Here is a 19,405-nt window from a genome sequence, read left to right as displayed (position 1 = left end):
CTCATCCTCCGTTGCAGGCGGCTTGCAGCAGGGCGTCGCCGGGGGGCAGATCCACCCAGACCGCGCCCGACAAGGTGCCATCCCCGGCCAGCGTGCCGCCCTGGAACAGATCGGCCCGCCGCCCGGCGCGGCAATCAAAGACCACCGGCACCCGCGCCGTGGGTTTCCAGCGTTCGACCAGCAGGATCTCGGTCAGGGCCAGGTCGGGATTGGCGCCCGACCGCATCACCGAACCGCGATCCACCGCCATGAAGCGCGTGGTGACCGGCACGACGTAGGACCAGGGCCGCCAGGGCGCGCCCGAAGCGACCGGGTTCAGCACCACCACCCGATCCGGCAGCCGCGCCGCGACACGGTCGAACCAGCTGTATTCGTTCCAGACCGAATAGCCCACCATCGCCGCACCCACCACCGCGGGCATCACCCAGCGCGGCAGCGCCCGCCCGCGCAGGCGCCGCAACAGGTGGTTCAGCGCGAACAGCATCAGCGCCGCGAAGACGCCCACCGCCACCATTGCCAGAATGTCGATCGCCATGCCGCCGCCCCTTCAGCCCAATGCGCCCTTGCCATGCCCCAGCGCCGTCTGCATCGTGCGCACCACCACGAACGCGTCACGCAGGTGCGAGCGTTCGAAATCCGACAGATCGGACGGGGCCAGATAGTTGTCGGGCCTGCGCCCCGATTTCACCAGTTGCGCCTGATTTTCCAGCCGCATCGTCGCGATCAGGTCATAGGCCTCGATCAGGTCGCGCGCGCCCGACGCCGAAATTACGCCCGCATCTTCCGCCGCCAGCAGCCGCGCGCGGGTGTTGGCGGGCCGCAGCCGCCCCTGCAGCGCATAGACCCGCGCCAGATCGGCCACCGGCACGACGCCGTTCAGCTTCATGTCGATGTGGTTGCGATGCTCGCCCGACCGGATCGTGGCAAAGCCCCGGATCAGGCCCAGCGGCGGGGTGTGCTTCAGGCTGTTGGCGATCATATGCGCCACGAAGATGGAATTGCGCGCCGCGTTTTCCAGGGTTTCGGCCTGCAGGTCATGGAACAGCGCCACCGCATTGCCCCCGATGGGGCGCAGGTCGAACATGACCGATGCCAGCATCTGCGCCTCGGGCGAGGGCTTGGCGATCCAGCCGCGGAAATAATCGCGCCAGACGCGGGCGGGCTGGCACCAGCGGTCCGCCGTCGCCATCATGTCGCCCGGGCAATAGAAATAGCCCACCGCGTTCAAGCCGTCGGACACGAATTTCGCCAGCGCGCGGAAATAGGGCATGTCGTCGGCGGTGACGCTGTCGTCCAGGATCAGGCAGTTGTCCTGATCGGACACGCCGGTCTGTTCCTGCCGGCCCTGGCTGCCGCAGGCCAGCCACAGATAGGGCACGGGCGGCGCGCCAAGGTCCGCCTCGGCCAGGGCCAGCAGACGGCGGGTGACGGCATCGGCGATATCGGTGATCAGCCGGGTCACGACCTCATGACTGTGATGCCCGCCCACCAGTTGCGCCAGAAGCCGCGGGATGCGCGCGGTAACGGCGGCCATTTCGGCCACGGTTTCGGCGGTGGCCACATCGCGCACCAGCACCGCCGAGCTGACCGCCTGAAACCGGGTCAGGTCAGTCTGGGTGATCATGCCGACAAAGCGCCCGTCATCGACGATGGGCAGATGCCCGATGCCCCGTTCCAGCATCATGTTCAGCAGATCCGACCCCAGCGCGTCAGAGGGCAACGACAGCGGGTCCGCCGTCATCACCGCGCGCACCGGGGTGGCGGGGTCGCGCCCCTCGGCCAGGACCTTGTTGGACAGGTCCCGCACCGTGACGATGCCGGCCAGCCGGTCACCCTCGGTCACCCCCAGCGAGGAGACATGCAGGTCGCGCATCATCCGCGCCACCTCGGCCACGGCCATGTCGGGCGGGCAGGACAGCGGCTTGCGCGCGATCAGTTCGGACACCTTCAGCGTGGCGATGTCGGGGCCGCGCACCTCTTGCGGGCGACCGCGATTGAAAAAACGCGCGAAAGGCGGGGATTCGACCACAAGCCGGTGGAATTCCGCCGCCGGCAGCATCAGCAGAAGACTGTCTTCCTTGGCGCGCGCGGTGGTCACCGCCACCCCGTCGCGCATCAGCCCACGTTCCCCGAACGAATTGCGCGCCGACAAAAGCGACACCAGCGCGCCATTGCGGTCCAGCACCTCGATACCGCCGCGCTTGATCAGGTAAAGCCCCTCCAGCGGATCACCGATCCCATAGACCTGTGTCCCGGCGGTCGCTTTCCTGCGGCTGAAGCAACCGGCAACACGCACCAGTTCGTCCCGCGGCAGGCTGTCATAGGGATGCACGGCTTCCAGAAAGGAAAGGATTGCCTGAAGATCGGGGTCCATGCGCGTTTTCCCTGTGACATCGGGCGCCCCGGTTCGGGCGTCCCGGGGTGTGGCGGGGGCGGCGCCGCAACGCCGCCCCCGACCGGATCAGTGATGGGTAGCCGCCCCCGCGCCTTTCGGGATGCGGATCGATTCCACCAGGTCCTGCACCTCGACCGGCGGCTCTTTGGTCGTGCCCGACACGATGTAGGCGACCGCAAAGTTCAGCACCGCACCCACCGTTCCGATCGACAGCGGCGAAATCCCGAACATGTAGTTCGCCGGAATATCCGCCAGGTTGTTGGTGCCCGGGATGAAGAACCAGCCCTTGTAGATGAAGATGTAGACGGCGGTGAACACCAGACCCACCAGCATGCCGGCAATGGCGCCTTCCTTGTTGATGCGCTTGGAGAAGATCCCCATCATCAGCACCGGGAAGATCGTCGCCGCCGCCAGACCAAAGGCCAGCGCCACCGTCTGCGCCGCAAACCCGGGCGGGTTCAGGCCCAGATAGGTCGCCACCACGATGGCGAAGGCCATCGAGATCCGCGCCGCCAGCATCTCGCCCTTTTCCGAGATGTTGGGGTTGATCGAGCCCTTGATCAGGTCATGGCTGATCGCGGACGAGATCGCCAGCAACAGGCCCGCCGCGGTCGACAGCGCCGCCGCAAGGGCGCCCGCGGCCACCAGCGCGATCACCCAGCCCGGAAGCTGCGCGATTTCGGGGTTGGCCAGCACCATCATGTCGTTGTCGACCTTGGTCAGTTCGTTACCGGCCCAGCCACGTTCGGCGGCGATGGCGTTCATCGCTTCCGACTTGTCGTTGTAATACTGGATCAGGCCGTCGCCGTTCTTGTCTTCCATCGCCAGAAGCCCGGTCTTTTCCCAGGTGCGAACCCAGTTCAGATCGGGATTGCTGTCGATTTCCGCGCGGCTGATGGCATCACCATCCAGCGCATTGCCGGCCACCGCATTGGGCCACATCGTCGTGGTCAGGTTCAGACGCGCCATCGAGCCCACGGCCGGGGCCACGGTATACAGCAGCGCGATGAAGACCAGCGCCCAACCCGCCGAAGACCGGGCATCGGCCACCTTCGGCACGGTGAAGAAGCGGATGATGACATGCGGCAGACCCGCGGTGCCGATCATCAGCGACATGGTGAACAGGAACATGTTGAACATGTTCATGCTGTCCGAGGTATAGGCCCGGAAGCCCAGTTCCGTCACCACCTGGTCCAGCTTGGTCAGGAAGGCCACGTCACCCCCGCCCGGCGCATAGGACCCGATCAGGCCCAGCTGCGGGAAGAAGTTGCCCGTCAGCTGCAGCGAGATGAAGATCGCCGGAATGGTATAGGCGATGATCAGCACGACATATTGCGCCACCTGGGTATAGGTGATGCCCTTCATGCCGCCGAACACCGCATAGGCGAACACGATCGCCGCGCCGATATAAAGGCCGGTGTCGGTCGACACTTCCAGGAAGCGCCCGAAGGTCACGCCCACGCCGCGCATCTGGCCGATCACATAGGTGACCGAGATCACGATCAGGCAGATCACCGCCAGCAGGCGCGCACCGCCCGAATAGAAACGGTCGCCGATGAATTCGGGCACGGTGAACTTGCCGAACTTGCGCAGGTAGGGCGCCAGCAGCAGTGCCAGCAGCACATAGCCGCCGGTCCAGCCCATCAGGAAGGCGGACTGTTCATAGCCGCCCGCCCCCGCCATCGCGATGATCCCCGCCATCGAGATGAAAGAGGCGGCCGACATCCAGTCAGCGCCGGTGGCCATGCCATTCAGAACCGGGTGAACGCCCTGGCCCGCGGCATAGAATTCCGACGTGGACCCGGCACGGGCCCAGACGGCGATCCCGATGTAGATGGCGAAGGTGATGCCAACCACGATCAGGTTCAGGGTAAACTGATCCATCTGCTCTGCCCCTTATTCTTCGACGCCGTGTTCACGATCCAGTTTGTTCATCCGCGCGGCATAGGCGAAGATCAGGATCAGGAACACATAGATCGACCCGTTCTGGGCCATCCAGAAGCCAAGATCGGCACCGCCGACCGAAATGCCCTTGAGCATTGGCCGCAAGATGATGCCAAGCCCGAAGGACGCGACAAACCAGATCACCAGTGAAATGGTGATGATCCGGATGTTCGCTGTCCAGTAGGCATTGGACGATGATTTGTCCGCCATAAGCGTTACTCCCTTTTTTACCTCCAAGGGGGGCCCGGCATGGGCCCCGCCCCTCCCCGTCACGCCGCAGAAACCCGCGACACGATCGTACCCAGCCCGGACGCGATCGCCTCGATGGAACCCATCGCGTCGATCCGTTCGAGCACACCCAGCTGATCGTAATGCGCGATCAGCGGCGCCGTCTGGGCGTGGTAGGCCTGCAGCCGCGCACGCGCCGTTTCGGCAGTATCGTCGGCCCGGCGCTTGAACGCCGTGCCGCCGCATTTGTCACAAGCACCCGCAACCGCGGGCTGCTTGAATTCGTCGTGATAGCCTTCGCCACAGGCCGCGCAGGTATAGCGCCCGGCCACGCGCGCGATCATCGCCTCGTCATCGACCTCCAGGCTGATCGCGGCGGTGACTTTCTGGCCCGCCTCGGCCAGAAGCCCGTCCAGCGCCGCCGCCTGCCCGTCGGTGCGCGGAAAGCCATCCAGGATCACCCCGCGCGCCACATCCGGCTGGGCCAGGCGTTCCTTCAGGATCGCCAGGACGATGTCGTCGGACACCAGCCCGCCCGCCTCCATCACCGCCCTGGCGGCCAGGCCCGCGGGCGTGCCCGCGGCCACCGCCGCACGCAGCAGATCGCCGGTGGACAGCTGCACCAGGCCGAACGCCTCTTCCAGCATCCGCGCCTGCGTGCCCTTGCCCGCGCCGGGCGGGCCCAGCAGGATCAGGACGGCGGGGGTGGTCGATACCGTGCTTGTCATCGCCATCCCGATCAGCCCCGGTTCATGCGGTTGTTGATCAGCTCATCCACCACCGAGGGATCGGCCAGCGTCGAGATATCGCCCAGCGCGCCAAAATCGTTTTCCGCGATCTTGCGCAGGATGCGGCGCATGATCTTGCCGGACCGGGTCTTGGGCAGGCCCGGCGCCCACTGGATCAGGTCGGGCTTGGCGATCGGGCCGATCTCGGTGCGGACCCATACCTCCAGTTCCTTGCGCAGGGCGTCGGTGGGTTCGACATCGTTCATCAGGGTGACATAGGCATAGATGCCCTGCCCCTTCAGTTCGTGCGGATAGCCCACCACGGCGGCCTCGGCCACGGCGGAATGCGCCACCAGCGCGCTTTCCACCTCGGCGGTGCCCATCCGGTGACCCGAAACGTTGATCACGTCATCGACGCGCCCGGTGATCCAGTAATAGCCATCCGCATCGCGCCGGCAGCCGTCGCCGGTAAAGTAATAGCCCTTGTATTGGCTGAAATAGGCCTCCTGGAAGCGTTCGTGATCGCCCCAGAGGGTGCGCATCTGCCCCGGCCAGCTGTCGGAAACGCACAGCACGCCCTCGGCCTCGGTCTCGCCCTGGCGCACGGCGGTGCTGGCATCCAGCACCACCGGCTTGACGCCGAAGAAGGGCAGCGTGGCCGCGCCCGGCTTGGTGGGCGTGGCATAGGGCAAGGGCGTGATCATGTGCCCGCCGGTTTCGGTCTGCCAGAAAGTATCGACGATCGGGCATTTGCCCTTGCCGACATGCTTGTCATACCAGACCCAGGCCTCGGGGTTGATCGGCTCGCCGACCGAACCCAGGATGCGCAGCGACGACAGATCGTATTTCTCGACCCATTCCGCGCCCAGCCCCATCAGCGACCGGATCGCGGTGGGGGCGGTATAGAACTGCGTCACCTTGTGCTTTTCGCAGACCTGCCAGAAACGGCCCGCATCGGGGAAGGTCGGCACGCCTTCGAACATCACCGTGGTCGCGCCATTGGCCAGCGGGCCATAGATGATATAGCTGTGCCCGGTGACCCAGCCCACATCCGCCGTGCACCAGAAGACATCGCCATCCTGATAGTCGAAGGTGTATTGATGCGTCATCGACGCATAGACCAGATAGCCGCCGGTCGTATGCACCACGCCCTTGGGCTTGCCCGTAGACCCCGAGGTATACAGGATGAACAGCGGATCTTCGGCCCCCATCGGACGCGGCGGGCAATCGGGGCTGGCATGGGCCATCAGCGCCTTGACGTCGACATCGCGCCCCTCGACCCAGGTGGTCTGGTCGCCGGTATGCTTGACCACAAGGCAGCGTACCTTGTCGGAACAATGCAAAAGTGCCGCATCAGCGTTCGACTTCAGCGGCGTGCGCTTGCCGCCACGCGGGGCGGTGTCGGCGGTGATCACCACCTTGGCGCCGCAATCGTTGATCCGGTTGGCCAGCGCATCGGGCGAAAAGCCCGCGAAGACGATCGAATGGATCGCGCCGATCCGGGCGCAGGCCAGCATCGCATAGGCCGCCTCGGGGATCATCGGCAGATAGATCACCACGCGGTCGCCACGCATCACGCCCTGGCTCAGCAGCACGTTGGCAAAGCGGTTCACCCGCTCGGACAGCTGGCGATAGGTGATGTGCTCGGCCGGGGTGTTCGGATCATCGGGCTCAAAGATGATCGCGGTCTGATCGCCGCGGCTGGCCAGATGCCGGTCGATGCAATTGACCGAGGCGTTCAGAACCCCATCCTCGAACCATTTGATCGAGACCTGACCATAGGTGAAATCGGTGTTCTTGACCTTGGTATAGGGGGTGACCCAATCCAGCCGCTTGCCTTCCCGGCCCCAGAACTTGTCCGGGTCCTGAATCGATTCGGCATACATCGCGCGATACGTCGCGGTATCGGCATGCGCCTTGTCATATCCTGCGGGAACGTCACGCAACTGCGGGGCCAATGCCCCCTGATCCTGAGCGGCCATCAGAAATCCTCCTACAAAACGCGGCACCTGGCCGCATCGACCCCCGGCGAAAACCGGGGGCGCTCTACCCCGCAGGAATTGTAAACCAATTACACCATTTCATGTAACCCCATTTGTGCATTTGATTTTTTTGTAAATTTTTTCACAATGGTTGCGATAACTTTGTTAATGTTTCACGCTTTTCGCAAATTTTGACATTTTGTTTCAAACCCTTGGCTGTTCACGCATCGGTGAAGATCGGCCACAACCGCGTGATGCACCCTGTCAGGGGATGACATGTGCGATCGCCGCGCCCGGGCGGCGCGGCGGCGATGCAACACGGCATGGCCTGAAGGGAATCGGGTGATTCGTCCGCCGGATCAGCGGTTGGCGGCGCCATGCGCGGCCTGAACGGCGCCCTCGACGGTGGCGGCATGGTCGCACAACGGCGCACGCAGCCCCTGTGCCAGCAAGGCCCGGTGCAGCGCGGGCCCGGCACCCGCCAGCACCAGCCTGCCCTGGCGGCGGCGCAGCTTTTCGGCCAGCGTCACCAGCATCCGCGCGCCGGTGGAATCGACGAAACTGACCTCGGACAGGTCGATCACCACGGCGCGCGGGCGCTGTGCGATGCGGTCCAGGATCGTGCCCAGCCGCGCGACCGACCCGAAGAACACCGCCCCGCGCAGATGATAGACGACCACGTCCTCATCCTGCGTGGCGGCGGTTTCGGATGCGCCGGTTTCGGCCAGGGCGGGGGGGCTGGCGCGGTCGATCTGGGCCATTTCCGACATGTGACGGATAAAGACCAGCCCGCCCAGCGCAAAGCCCACCACGATGCCCTGGGTCACGTCACGGAACACCACCAGCAGGAAGGTCGCCAGCAACACGATCGCATCCCCGCGCGAGGCGCGCACAAGCGCCGCGAATTCGTGCTTTTCGATCATGTTCCAGGCGACAATGGCCAAAAGCCCCGCCAGCGCCGCCAGCGGTATATAGCTGGCAAGCGGGGCGGCGATGGCCATGAAACCCAGGATGAACAGCGCATGCAGCATCCCCGCGACCGGGCCGCGCGCGCCCGCGCGCACATTGGTCGCGGTGCGCGCGATGGTGCCCGTGACGCAAAATCCGCCAAAGATCGCCGCCCCCGCATTGGCCACCCCCTGCGCGATCAGTTCAGTGTTGGACCGATGCTGCGTGCCCGACATGCCATCGGCCACCATTGCCGACAAAAGCGATTCAATCGCGCCCAGCAACGTGAAGCTGATCGCCCATGGCAGGGCCGCGCGCACCGCCCCGGGGCCCAGATCGGGCAGCGCGGGCACCGGCAGAACCCGCGGCAATTCGCCAAAGCGCGTGCCGATCGTATCCACCTGCAGCCCCATCACCGCCACCGCGGCCGAGGCCGCCGCCACCCCGATCAGCAACGATGGCCAGCGCGGCCGCAGCCGCTTGACCGCCTCGATCAGCACGATGGTTCCCACCGCCACGGCCAGCGCCTGCGCGCTGAAACTGGCGCGCGCGGCCCAAAGCGCCTCGAACTTGTGCAAGATCTCGCCCGGCTCGGGGCCCGTCAGGGTCAGGCCGAACAGGTCCTTGATCTGACCCGCAAAAATGATCACCCCGATACCCGAGGTAAAGCCCACCGTCACCGGATAGGGCATGAAGCGGATGTAACTGCCCAACCGCAACAGCCCCAGCACCACCAGCATGATCCCCGACAGGAACGTGGCCAGGATCAGCCCCTCGACCCCGGTGGCCAGCACGCAGGCCCCCACCAGCACGATGAACGCCCCTGCCGGCCCGCCGATCTGAAACCGCGATCCGCCCAGCGCCGAGACCAGAAAGCCCCCGACGATCGCCGTGTAAAGCCCGCGTTCCGGCCCCACCCCCGAAGCGATCGCGATCGCCATCGACAAGGGCAGCGCGACAATGGCCACCGTCAGCCCCGCCACCGCATCGGCGCGCAGGGCGGACATCGAATAGCCCTCGGACAGGGCGGTCAGAAGTTTGGGACGCAACGGCTCGCGATACTCAGCGCGCCCTTGGCGGCTTGCAGGGATCATGGCAGGATTTTCCGATTGGATGCGCCAACAGAGCGCGCCGCCCACCCGATTGTCAAGCAGGCAGATGTCCGATGTCCCTTCCCCCCTCGCCGATCCGTGAAACCGACGACGCCGCCCGCGCCCTGGCCCGCAGCCTGATCGCCGCGGCGCGGTTTGGCGCGATCGGCACGCTGGCCCCCGAAACCGGCGCGCCGGTGGTCACCCGCATCGCGCTGGGACCGGGGCCGGATGGCGGGTTGTGGACGCTGGTATCGGGGCTGGCGCAACATGCCCGCGCCCTGCGCCATGATCCGCGCGCGGGCCTGCTGCTTGGCGAACCGGGGGCCAGGGGCGACCCGTTGACGCATCCCCGGATCAGCCTGTCGGTGCTGGCCCATCCGATGGCGGGTGATGACCCGGGTCACCCCGCCCTGCGCCGGCGATGGCTGGCCGATCATCCGAAGGCGGCTGTCTACATCGACCTGCCGGATTTCTTCTTCATCCGCTTTCAGATCCTGTCGGGCGCGCTGAATGGCGGCTTTGCCCGCGCCTGGCGCCTGGCGCCCGGGGATCTGGCCTGAACGGGCGGGCGCCAGGACGCCCGCCCACCGCCCCTCGCCGTCAGTTCGGGTTGTCCATCCGGATCTTCATCTGTAGCCGCCCCCTGGCTGCCTGTGCCCAGTGCACCGTGACCTGATTGCGCCCGGTCCCCTGTTCGACATTGACATAGGGCATCTCGGTCAGCCGGGTGCCCGCGGCATTGGTGATCGGCCCCTCGGCCACCAGGCTTTCGACATTGCGCGCCCAGCCGCCAAAGGGCAGGTAGGCGGCGGGGTTCACCGTCCAGACCGTCTGCGCGCTGGCCTGATCAACCTGCAGCATCACCGGGTTCGTCACGAATTGCGTGACCCCGTTGAAGATGTTGCCCTCAAAGCGGATGTTGCGCATCCGCTCATTGTTCAGCGCGGCAAAGGTCGTGTCGACCTTGTCGATCCGGTCCACCGAGCCGTTCAGCGCCTTGAACACATTGTCGCCCACCGTCAGCCCGTGGATGAAATGCCCCGCCCCATAGGGCTTGACCGAAAGCCAGGTGAACCACGGCGCCACGTTGATGCAGACAAAGGTATTGCCGCTGACCGTCAGCCCGCCAAAGGAATATTCGGTGCCGAAATCCGGGCTTGGCGCATATTCATTGGTCCATTCGATCACCGAATTGTCGATGTAATTGCCCGTCACCGCCGATTGCACGTTGGTCTGGGCGAACACCAGCCCCGCAGTGCGCACGCCGGCGGTTTCCTCATCGCCCTGGAACCAGTGGTTGCCCACGATCAGATGCCCCGATCCGTTCAGGATCATCGTCGTGCCAAAGCGCACAAAGCGCGAATCGCGGATCTTGGCATCATTGGCATTGACGTTCAGCGCCACCGACTTGCGGTTCTGTGCGGGCGTCAGCATCTCATCGGACAGGAACTGGCAGCGGTCGATCAGGATGTCCTGGCAGCCCCGCCCGACCGACGTGATGGCCCGGTCCTTGGGACGCACCACATAGCTGTCGCGCAGGTGGAACGCCTCGCCCCCCGGCGACAGCAGGATGCAGCTGGCCATCCCGTTGCACAGGAATTCCACATCGTCGATGTTGAAACGGTCCAGCTTGTCCAGCCCCGCGAAATCCAGCACATATTTATAGCGCCGGAAGCTCAGCGTGCGCGTGCCCGACCCGCCATAAAGCGGCTGCGACAGCGTGACCGTGCCCGCCCCCACATTGACCGCACGCACATAGACCTCACGCCCCACGCCCGCGCCGGTGACATGCGCGCCCACGGGGATGTTGGCGACATTGGCCACATTGCTTAACGTCGTGGGCTGGGCCACCGCATAGGTCGCGGTGGAACTGACCACCGTATCCGCCCAGGCCGGGCCGCCCACCACGTTCAACTGTCCGTTGCGCAGCACGCGGCGGTTGGAAAAGCTGGTCAGATCGGGGGCCAGCGCCTTCACGTCGATCGGCTCGCTCACCTCGACGCGGCGCCCCTTCAGGTCCAGCGTGTTGTGGTCGGTATAGGCAAACAGCGCCTGCAACGCCTTCTTGAAACCCAGCAGCTCATCACCGAACGCCTCGGCATAGGTCGGGAAATCAAAGCTCGACAGCAGCGACAGCCGCGCCGCCGTGGGCATCACCAGCCGTCCCTCGAACCGGATCGGCGCCGCGATGGAAATGGAACCGTCGATCCGGTAATCCCCCGCCGGCACCAGGATCGACCGCCCCCCCGCTGCCGCATCCGCCGCCAGAAACGCCGCCGCGTCATTGCTGACCCCGTCGCCCCTGGCACCGTAATCGCGCACATCGACCCAGTCCATCATGTCACGCAGGAAGGCGGCGGTGATATCCTCGATCTCGATGTCGTCGATGCGCACGATCCCGCCATTGGGCCCGGTCAGATCCAGCCCGAAATGGCCATAGATCGGCGTGGTGCCCCAGGGCATGTCCACCCCGCCGCGGGTGCCGGTGCCCACGATCGCGCTGATCGTCTCGACCCGGCCATAGGCGCTCAGCTGCACCGTGGGGCCGGTCTCGACCAGCCCATCGACATGGCTGCCATTGCTGCGCGCGGCATAGCCTGCGATGCGCACCGCGGGCAGGTTGCCACTGACCGCCTTCACCCGCGCCGTGATGCGCAGATAGCAGCCCGGCAGGATCGGGGTCTGCCCCATCGACCGCAGCTTTTGCGTGGGCGCGATCTTGACCATCTCCAGACAGCTGGCGAAATCCTGATCGCCCGTCACCAGCGCGGCATTGATCGCGCCGGCATAGGTGGACGACCCCGGGGTGCCATCGCCGCTGGACCAGACATCCAGCCCCGGTTCGAAAGCCGGCGGCATCAGCACCAGCCCGTCGGTAATCGCCTTGTTCATCCGCATTTCCCCTTGCTGTTCGCGCCCGGCCGGGCCACCCGGCCCCGGATTGCCCTGCCGTTCGACCGCGCGCCGTGATCCCGGCACGCCAAGGGGTAGCGCCAAAGCCTGAAGAACCGTTCAGCCCACCGCGCGCTGCCCCGCCCGCGCGCGCAACACGCCGTCACCGCCCTGTCACGGACCTTCTGCATCAAGGGCCAAGCCGTGTTATCCTTTCTGCAGGAGTCTGCCATGACCTATGCCTTCCTGCCCAAGGACCGGAACGTTACCCAGGCGCTGCGTCGCATCGCCTGCGCCGAACTTGACGCGGCGATCGCGCTTGCCGCGCAGCCCCCGCATCCCGGCCAGATCCATGCCTTGCGCAAATCGGTCAAGAAGACGCGCGGCCTGCTGCGCCTGGTGCAGCCGCGGTTTGACGCCTTCGCCACCGAAAACGCCGCGCTGCGCGATGCCGCCCACCTGATCGCCCATGCCCGCGACGCCGAGGTGCTGCACGCCACGCTGGCCCGCCTGCCCGCGCACCGCGCCACCGCCCAGCTGGCCAGCACCCTGCCCCCGCCCCAACCCGAAAGCGAACAGGCGCTTGCCGCCTTCCGCGCCGCGTTGCAGCCGATCCGCGACCGCGCCGGGCATTGGTCAGTTGCGGGCAAGGACTTTGCCGCGCTACAGGCCGGCCTGACCGATGGCTGGACCCGCGCACGCAAGGGCCTGCGCAAATGGCGCCGCAGCGGGCGCGACGATGACCTGCACGCCTGGCGCATCCGGGTGAAACACCACTGGTATCACGCCCGCCTGCTGGAACCGATCTGGCCCGAGATGATGGCCCCCCATATCGCCGCCGCCGATGCCTTGGGCGAAATGCTGGGCGATCACCACGACCTGACCATCCTGCGCGCGCAGCTGGAAGGCCAGGGCAAACCCGCCGCGCCGGTGATCAAGGACATCGCCAAGCGGCAAAAGTCCATTGAAAAACAGGCGCTCGCGCTGGGCGAACGCCTGTTTGCCGAACCCGCCGAACCGCTGGTCACGCGCTGGGGCGCGTGGTGGCGCCTGTCGCGTCAGCCCTGAACCAGACCGCCCGCCAACGCGCGTTCCATCAGCGCCACGGTTTCATCCACACCATAAAGTGCGATGAACCCACCAAAGCGCGGCCCCTGGCTTGCGCCCAGCAACACCTCATACAGCGCGGTGAACCAGTCACGCAGCGGATCGAACCCATGTTCGCGCCCGATCGCAAAGACGATGGTTTGCAGCCCCTCGGTCGGGTCCTCGAAGGTCAGGTGCAGATCCTGTTTCGGCAGCGCCTTCAGTTGCGCCACCAGATCCTGCATCGCCGCACGCTCCTTGTCGCCGGGCAGGCGGAACACGCGGGTCGGCGCCACGAAATCACGGAAATAGCGCACCGCGAATTCCGCCGCCTGGTCCAGATCGGGATGCGTTGCAGGGTCGGCCTCGGGCGCATAACGCTTGATAAAGCCCCACAGCCCCGCCTTGCCGCTGGCCCCCGCCACGCTGGCCAGGTTCAGCAGCATCGCGAACGGCACCACCATCTTCGATTCCGGCGGGTTGCCGCCGTGGATATGCCAGACCGGATTGTCCACCTGCTTGTCGGGCGTCTGGTCGGGATAGGCCTTCAGCTGCTGGTGATATTCGTCCACCGCCTTGGGGATCACGTCGAAATACATCCGCTTGGCGGTCTTGGGCTTGAGATACATGAAATAGCTCAGGCTTTCCGTCGAGGCATAGGTCAGCCATTCGTCGATCGACAGCCCGTTGCCCTTCGACTTGGAAATCTTCTCGCCCTTGTCATCCAGGAACAGCTCATAGGTGAAATGTTCGGGCGCACGGCCCCCCAGCACCCGGCAGATCCCGTCATAGATCGGCGTGTTGGTCGAATGGTCCTTGCCATACATCTCAAAGTCGACATCCAGCGCGGCCCAGCGCGCGCCGAAATCGGGCTTCCACTGCAACTTCACATTGCCGCCGGTGACGGGCAGCGTCCATTCGCGGCCCTCTTCGTCGTCAAAGGTGATGGTGCCGGCCTTGGCATCGACATGCTTCATCGGCACATAAAGCACCCGGCCCGTTTCGGGATGGATCGGCAGGAAGCACGAATAGGTCTGCTGGCGTTCCTCGCGCAGCGATTTCAGCATGATCGCCATGATCTCGTCATAGCGTTCCGCCGCGCGCAGCAGGATCGCGTCGAACTTGCCGGATTTGTAATACTCGGTCGCGCTGGCGAATTCATAGTCGAACCCGAACGTATCCAGGAACCGGCGCAGCATCGCGTTGTTGTGATGGCCAAAGCTTTCGTATTCCCCAAACGGGTCGGGCACCGCGGTCAGCGGCTTTTGCATATGCTCGCGCAGCATGTCCTGCTGGGGCACGTTTTCGGGCACCTTGCGCATCCCGTCCATGTCGTCGGAAAAACACAAAAGCTTCGTCGGAATGTCGCTGATCACCTCAAAAGCGCGGCGCACCATCGTCGTGCGCGCCACCTCGCCGAAGGTGCCGATATGGGGCAGGCCGCTGGGGCCATAGCCCGTTTCAAACAGCACATATCCCTTTTCGGGCGGCGCCTTCTCATAGCGTTTCAGCACCCGGCGCGCTTCCTCGAAAGGCCAGGCTTTAGAGTTCATCGCGGCATCGCGCAGGGTTGTCATGGTCTACCTCATTCCGGGCGCCCCTTGCACCCACCGCGCCCCACCTATTGAACGGGGGGGCAATCGTCAATAATTTGCACCAAGGCCGATCCCCGGCGCCCCCAGATCAGGATGACAGACGTGTCCGACACCCTTCCCTCGCTTTCCCCGCAAGACGCGCTGGTTGCCGTCATGGTCGCCGTCTCGGTCTCGGATGAAACGATCCGCACCGCCGAACTGGTGGCAATCGAACGGATGGTCAACCACATGCCGATCTTCGCCACCTATGACATCGACCGCATCCGCGCGGTGGCGCAAACCGTCTATGTGCTGTTTGAAGAAGAAGAGGGGCTGGACGCGCTCTTCGGTCTGGTCCGCGACGCGCTGCCCGAAAAGCTGCATGAAACCGCCTATGCGCTGGCCTGCGACGTGGCCGCCGCCGATGGCCGCCTGCATGAGGTGGAACTGCGCATGCTCGAAGAGGTCCGCCACGAACTGAATGTCGATCGCCTGCATGCCGCCGCCATCGAATGGGGCGCGCGCGTGCGCCATCTGAACCTGTAACGCCGCCGCCCCGGCGGCTCAGGTTCCGTAAAGCGCGCCCCAGCGTTCGATCAGTTGCTGCTGCAGCCGGCGCGACCGGCGCAGCCAGGCCGCATTGCCCTCGGGCTGTTCGGTCTGTGCCGCGCGCGCCCGGCGCGCCAGATCCCCGGTCAGGATCGCAAAGACCAGCTCGGTCCCGTCCGGCGCCGTGATGAACCCCGCAAGACTGGACACAAAGTTCAGCGTGCCGGTTTTCGCCCCGACCCGGATCGGATGGTCCCTGACCTCACGCCCATTGTCATCGCGCATCGTGAAATTCCGAAGGATCGGGCGCAGGCCATGCTGCGGCGCAAGCCGCGCCAGCACCGACACCATTTCGGCCGCGGAAATGCGCGATGCGGCCCCCAGGCCCGAATGATCCGCGAATCTGGCCCCCTCGACCCCGGCCCGCGTCCGCAACCAGGCCGCCATCGCGCGCCCCGAGTCGCCATGACCCGCAGCCGCCCCCAGACGCAGGCTCGCGCTCATGCCGACGGCTTCGGCGGTGATATTGGTGGAATAGCGCAGCATGTCGCGCAGGATCGGGCGCAGCTCGGCGCTGGCATGTTCAACCAGCACCGTGCCCCCGGGCATCGCCGCCACCGGCTGCGGCGCGGGCAGCGGCAGCCCTTGCGCGCGCGCCAGCGTCTGAAACACATCGCCGGCATAAAGTTCGGGGCGCCGCACGGGCAGCCAGCGACTGCCCTGTTTGCCCAGCGCGCCCTGCGCCACGCTCCAGCGTTCCTTGCCGCCCTGTTCGGCATAGGTGAACAAGGGCCCCTTGCGGTTGGCCAGATCCATCGCCGCGGTATAGGCCCTGGGGCGGTGCCGTTCGCCGCGCGCATCCATCGTCAGCGCATAGCCACCCTGGGCGCGGCGCCATTCGAAATGCACCCGGTTGTGGTTCAGGATCAGCCCCGAAACCGACGGGTTGTAGCCCACATGCACCGGCTGATCGTCCGCGATTTCCCGCGCATAGGGCAAGGCCCCGGCCCAGACCAGAAACCGCCCCGCCACCCCGGCAACCCCGCGCGCGCGCAGCTGCGCCGCCATCTGCGCCAGATCATCGGTGTTCAGCGTCGGATCGCCGCCCCCCGCCAGCACCAGATCCCCCTGCACCACCCCGCCCGCCACCGGCCCCGTCGCGATCAGCCGGGTGGCAAAGCGGTGGCCGGGGCCCAGCGCCTCCAGCGCGTAAAGCGCGGTGATCGCCTTGACGGTCGAGGCCGGCGGCATAGGCCGGTTCGCGCCCCGCGATTCAAGCACCAGACCGCTGCCCGCATCCGCGACCAGATAGGCCACCTCGCCGCCCAGATCCGCCGCCCGCACCAGATCCTCGGCCGGAAGCGCCCGCAGCCCCGCCGGCGCCGTCTGCCCCAGCACCGGACGCGCCGCGCCCGCCACAAGCCCCGCCAGAACCATCCGCCGCGATAGTGTCATGCCGGTTGCCCCTTCCCTGGTGACTCGGGCACAGGATACCGCGCGTCCGCGCCCCGGCTCAAGCCTTGGGGCGCCACCCGCCATCGGCGCGGATGCGTGACGAGGAAAGATCGCTCAGCGGGATGTTCAGCAGGCACCATGCAGGCGTGGGCGCGCCGGCCAGCCCTGGCGCCGCCTGCGCGGGCAGGCGCGCCGCGCGATAGATCTGGGCCGCGGGCGACAGCCGCGCCCGCAGCCGCGTCCCCGGCCGCGCCAGCACCCCGACCGGCACCATCCGCAGGATCGATTGCCAGTCGTCCCAGCGATGGAACTGCGCCAGATTGTCCGCCCCCATCAGCCAGACGAACCGCACACCGGGATAGATCGCCTGCAACCGGCGCAGGGTCTGGGCGGTATAGCGTGTGCCCAGATGCGCCTCGATATCGGTGATCTCTACGCGCGGATCTGGCATCACCGCGCGCGCCTGCGCCATGCGCACGGCCAGCGGCGCGGGGCCATGCGCCTTCAGCGGATTTCCGGGGCTGACCAGCCACCAGATCCGGTCCAGGCCAAAGCGCCGCAACGCTTCGCGCGTGACATGGGCATGACCCGCATGGGCGGGATCGAACGATCCACCCAGAAGGCCGATGGCCATGCCACGGAAGGCTATGGGAAAACCCTGTCTCATCCGCGCCAGCCCTAGCCCATCGCCCCGCAAATGGGGAGGGGTAATGTGACATCGGCACGAAGCGCCCCGACCAAAGCCCCGCAGACCACGCCCCCGGGCCACACAGCACCGCGGACGCATCACGCGCCTGCATCATCAGGGACTGCCACGCCGTCCTGCCCCGGCGGCATCACCACCGTGCAGCGCCCGCGCCCGCCGCGTTTGGACCCGTATAGCGCGGCATCGGCATCGGCCAGCATCCGGTCCGGGTCGGGCGCCCGGTAACTGGCCGACAGCACGATCCCGATCGAGCCTGAAATCCGGCAACTGGCCCCCTGGAACAGGCAGGGTTCCTCCAGCCGGGCGATGATGCGCGTGCCCAGTGCCGTCAGCCGCGCCGGGTCAGGGTTGGCACGCAGCAGCAGCACGAATTCATCCCCGCCGACACGCGCCACCACATCGCCCCGGCGCGTCTCGGCCCGCAGCACGGCGGCCACCCGTGTCAGCACATGATCGCCCGCCGCATGGCCAAATGTGTCGTTGACCGCCTTGAAATGATCCAGGTCCAGATGCGCCACCGCAAAGGCCCCCCCGCCACGCGCCAGCGCCGCCACCTCTTGCGCCAGCGCCGCTTCCAGCGCGCGGCGATTGGCCAGCCCCGTCAACGGATCGGTCAGCGCCTCGGCCTCGGCCAGGCGGCGCGCCGCTTCCAGCCGCTGGTTCAGCGCCTTCAGCTCGGCCAGTACGGCATCCTTCGCCTCACGCAGATAAAGCAGTTCCATCGCCAGATCGCTGGGCGCGAAATCGGCCTCGGTCAGGCCAAAGTCGCGCACCGCCTCGGCCAGACCAATGCCGAAGGTCAGGTTCAGCAAAACCCCATGCCCGCCCGCGGGGCCCAGCGCCACCGCCTGCCCGCGCAGCACCGCCGCCGGATCGGCCCGCAAGCTCAGGTGCAGCCGTCCGCGCCGCACCAGGCCTTCGGTCGCCAGCCCCGGCGCCGCGGGCGCCCGGCCCACCCGGAAATGCGCGTCAAACGGGTCGCCTGTCAGCGGCCCGGCACCCACGATCTTGCGCAGCGTCGGGCCCGCCCCCCGGATGCGCCCGTCCCGGCACAGCCACAGGAACATCGGCATCAGACGGCCCAGAACCTCGGGCCCAAGCGGCACCGCAGCGCCCTGGTCGCCATCGTCCCCCCCCGGCGCGCCGCGCCCGGCGCCATCCGGCCCCGCCGCGATCACTGCACCACCGTGGGGCTGGCCAGGTCAAACCGCCGGCCTCGATAAAACTGCGTTTCATGCAGGCTGACCTGCAGCTGCGCATGTCCGCCCGCGTCCTGCTGCACCTCGATGATCGCAAGCGCGCCGTAATCATCCGCCATCGCCCGCAGCAGCCCCGCCAGCACCGGCCCCCAACCCCCGATCGTGGCCCGCACCTTTAGCCCAAAGCGACCGGCGGCGGCGGCGGTCAGGCGGATTTCGGGCAGGTCCAGTTCAGGCAGCGCCATCAACCCGCGGCCCTGCAATTCTTCCAGCGACAGCAGGAATTCACCGTAATCCGTCCCGCCAAACCGCATCAGCCGGCGCAGCGGTTCGCGCGTCACCAGATAGGCGCCCAGATCTTCCAGCAGCGCCGCGCGGGGCTTGCCCAGCCGCGCCGCCGCCGCATCGATCATCGCATCGGTCAGCGGGTCGGGATAGTGCAGCATCGCCTCGAACCCCTCGGGCGGCAGACGCGCGCGCCCCGAGACATCGCGCCACAACGCCTCACCATAGGTGTCGCGCAGGAAACATTGGATCGAGCGGTTGATCAGGCCGTGCATGGGCATCTCTTTCAAGGTCCGCCCAAGCTAACCGCGCCGGGTTAAGAAAGCGCCAATTGCCGCCT

Annotated in this window: 16 protein-coding genes; 3 read left to right on the top strand and 13 right to left on the bottom strand. The window is 66.5% G+C overall.

Annotated elements, in window-relative coordinates; all coding sequences use genetic code 11:
* Position 1 precedes the first annotated feature (1 nt).
* From ACK8OU_RS01120 to ACK8OU_RS01090, 7 genes are all read right to left on the bottom strand, one after another.
* Positions 2-535, bottom strand: a complete 534-nt coding sequence (locus ACK8OU_RS01120) for a hypothetical protein (RefSeq protein WP_410301500.1) — start codon at positions 533-535, stop codon at positions 2-4.
* A gap of 12 nt (positions 536-547) precedes the next feature.
* Positions 548-2,374, bottom strand: coding sequence for a DUF294 nucleotidyltransferase-like domain-containing protein (locus ACK8OU_RS01115; protein WP_410301499.1), 1,827 nt, complete (start codon positions 2,372-2,374; stop codon positions 548-550).
* Between the two features lie 87 nt (positions 2,375-2,461).
* A complete protein-coding gene (locus ACK8OU_RS01110; RefSeq protein WP_410301498.1) occupies positions 2,462-4,279 on the bottom strand; it encodes a sodium:solute symporter family protein in 1,818 nt (605 codons plus the stop codon).
* A gap of 12 nt (positions 4,280-4,291) precedes the next feature.
* A complete protein-coding gene (locus ACK8OU_RS01105; RefSeq protein ID WP_410301497.1) occupies positions 4,292-4,549 on the bottom strand; it encodes a DUF4212 domain-containing protein in 258 nt (85 codons plus the stop codon).
* Between the two features lie 59 nt (positions 4,550-4,608).
* Positions 4,609-5,295 carry an adenylate kinase gene (locus ACK8OU_RS01100; protein ID WP_410301988.1) on the bottom strand — a complete coding sequence of 229 codons (687 nt, stop codon included), beginning with the start codon at positions 5,293-5,295 and terminating at the stop codon, positions 4,609-4,611.
* Between the two features lie 11 nt (positions 5,296-5,306).
* A complete protein-coding gene (gene acs / locus ACK8OU_RS01095; RefSeq protein ID WP_410301496.1) occupies positions 5,307-7,277 on the bottom strand; it encodes an acetate--CoA ligase in 1,971 nt (656 codons plus the stop codon).
* Between the two features lie 359 nt (positions 7,278-7,636).
* Positions 7,637-9,319 (bottom strand): SulP family inorganic anion transporter, encoded by a 1,683-nt coding sequence (locus tag ACK8OU_RS01090; RefSeq protein ID WP_410301495.1) that lies wholly within the window; start codon positions 9,317-9,319, stop codon positions 7,637-7,639.
* A 71-nt stretch (positions 9,320-9,390) separates the two neighbouring features.
* On the opposite strand from ACK8OU_RS01090, the gene ACK8OU_RS01085 reads away from it, so the two are divergent.
* Complete coding sequence (locus tag ACK8OU_RS01085) at positions 9,391-9,879, top strand: HugZ family pyridoxamine 5'-phosphate oxidase (RefSeq protein ID WP_410301494.1); 489 nt, start codon at positions 9,391-9,393, stop codon at positions 9,877-9,879.
* 40 nt (positions 9,880-9,919) lie between these two features.
* Here the strand turns inward: ACK8OU_RS01085 and ACK8OU_RS01080 are convergent, their stop codons facing one another.
* A complete protein-coding gene (locus tag ACK8OU_RS01080; protein WP_410301493.1) occupies positions 9,920-12,211 on the bottom strand; it encodes a glycosyl hydrolase family 28-related protein in 2,292 nt (763 codons plus the stop codon).
* A gap of 231 nt (positions 12,212-12,442) precedes the next feature.
* Between ACK8OU_RS01080 and ACK8OU_RS01075 the strand changes: the two genes are divergently transcribed.
* Positions 12,443-13,279 (top strand): CHAD domain-containing protein, encoded by an 837-nt coding sequence (locus ACK8OU_RS01075; protein ID WP_410301492.1) that lies wholly within the window; start codon positions 12,443-12,445, stop codon positions 13,277-13,279.
* Here ACK8OU_RS01075 and ACK8OU_RS01070 read toward each other — a convergent pair.
* The gene (locus ACK8OU_RS01070; protein WP_410301491.1) at positions 13,270-14,874 is read right to left on the bottom strand and encodes a lysine--tRNA ligase; all 1,605 of its coding nucleotides are present in this window, start codon (positions 14,872-14,874) and stop codon (positions 13,270-13,272) included. The two genes, ACK8OU_RS01075 and ACK8OU_RS01070, sit on opposite strands and share 10 nt — an antisense overlap.
* A 120-nt stretch (positions 14,875-14,994) precedes the next feature.
* Between ACK8OU_RS01070 and ACK8OU_RS01065 the strand changes: the two genes are divergently transcribed.
* Entirely contained in the window at positions 14,995-15,417 is a 423-nt protein-coding gene (locus tag ACK8OU_RS01065) for a tellurite resistance TerB family protein (protein WP_410301490.1), read from the top strand.
* Between the two features lie 18 nt (positions 15,418-15,435).
* On the opposite strand, the gene dacB is transcribed toward ACK8OU_RS01065, so the two are convergent.
* From dacB to ACK8OU_RS01045, 4 genes are all read right to left on the bottom strand, one after another.
* Positions 15,436-16,875: a D-alanyl-D-alanine carboxypeptidase/D-alanyl-D-alanine endopeptidase gene (dacB, locus tag ACK8OU_RS01060; protein WP_410301489.1), complete on the bottom strand. Its 1,440-nt coding sequence runs from the start codon at positions 16,873-16,875 to the stop codon at positions 15,436-15,438.
* Positions 16,876-16,933: 58 nt separating this feature from the next.
* Positions 16,934-17,542: a nicotinate-nucleotide adenylyltransferase gene (locus tag ACK8OU_RS01055; RefSeq protein ID WP_410301488.1), complete on the bottom strand. Its 609-nt coding sequence runs from the start codon at positions 17,540-17,542 to the stop codon at positions 16,934-16,936.
* A gap of 119 nt (positions 17,543-17,661) precedes the next feature.
* On the bottom strand, positions 17,662-18,759 hold the full coding sequence (locus ACK8OU_RS01050) for a GGDEF domain-containing protein (protein ID WP_410301487.1): 1,098 nt from the start codon (positions 18,757-18,759) through the stop codon (positions 17,662-17,664).
* Positions 18,756-19,340, bottom strand: coding sequence for a heme NO-binding domain-containing protein (locus ACK8OU_RS01045; RefSeq protein WP_410301486.1), 585 nt, complete (start codon positions 19,338-19,340; stop codon positions 18,756-18,758). Before ACK8OU_RS01045 ends, ACK8OU_RS01050 begins: the two co-directional genes overlap by 4 nt.
* Between the last annotated feature and the right edge of the window lie 65 nt (positions 19,341-19,405).

Source organism: Pontitalea aquivivens (genome assembly GCF_046507575.1).
In the GTDB taxonomy this organism is placed as follows: Bacteria; Pseudomonadota; Alphaproteobacteria; order Rhodobacterales; family Rhodobacteraceae; genus Pontitalea; species Pontitalea aquivivens.
The sequence above is the reverse complement of the archived record's forward strand: the minus strand, read 5'-3'. Positions and strand labels throughout refer to the sequence as shown.

Bases quoted from the DNA above. Each gene is read 5' to 3' on its own strand.
- ACK8OU_RS01085 (WP_410301494.1), top strand. From the start codon at position 9,391: ATGTCCCTTCCCCCCTCGCCGATCCGTGAAACCGACGACGCCGCCCGC.
- ACK8OU_RS01100 (WP_410301988.1), bottom strand. From the start codon at position 5,295: ATGACAAGCACGGTATCGACCACCCCCGCCGTCCTGATCCTGCTGGGC.
- ACK8OU_RS01110 (WP_410301498.1), bottom strand. From the start codon at position 4,279: ATGGATCAGTTTACCCTGAACCTGATCGTGGTTGGCATCACCTTCGCC.
- ACK8OU_RS01080 (WP_410301493.1), bottom strand. From the start codon at position 12,211: ATGAACAAGGCGATTACCGACGGGCTGGTGCTGATGCCGCCGGCTTTC.
- ACK8OU_RS01075 (WP_410301492.1), top strand. From the start codon at position 12,443: ATGACCTATGCCTTCCTGCCCAAGGACCGGAACGTTACCCAGGCGCTG.
- ACK8OU_RS01115 (WP_410301499.1), bottom strand. From the start codon at position 2,374: ATGGACCCCGATCTTCAGGCAATCCTTTCCTTTCTGGAAGCCGTGCAT.
- ACK8OU_RS01090 (WP_410301495.1), bottom strand. From the start codon at position 9,319: ATGATCCCTGCAAGCCGCCAAGGGCGCGCTGAGTATCGCGAGCCGTTG.
- dacB (WP_410301489.1), bottom strand. From the start codon at position 16,875: ATGACACTATCGCGGCGGATGGTTCTGGCGGGGCTTGTGGCGGGCGCG.
- ACK8OU_RS01120 (WP_410301500.1), bottom strand. From the start codon at position 535: ATGGCGATCGACATTCTGGCAATGGTGGCGGTGGGCGTCTTCGCGGCG.
- ACK8OU_RS01105 (WP_410301497.1), bottom strand. From the start codon at position 4,549: ATGGCGGACAAATCATCGTCCAATGCCTACTGGACAGCGAACATCCGG.
- ACK8OU_RS01055 (WP_410301488.1), bottom strand. From the start codon at position 17,542: ATGAGACAGGGTTTTCCCATAGCCTTCCGTGGCATGGCCATCGGCCTT.
- acs (WP_410301496.1), bottom strand. From the start codon at position 7,277: ATGGCCGCTCAGGATCAGGGGGCATTGGCCCCGCAGTTGCGTGACGTT.
- ACK8OU_RS01045 (WP_410301486.1), bottom strand. From the start codon at position 19,340: ATGCACGGCCTGATCAACCGCTCGATCCAATGTTTCCTGCGCGACACC.
- ACK8OU_RS01070 (WP_410301491.1), bottom strand. From the start codon at position 14,874: ATGACAACCCTGCGCGATGCCGCGATGAACTCTAAAGCCTGGCCTTTC.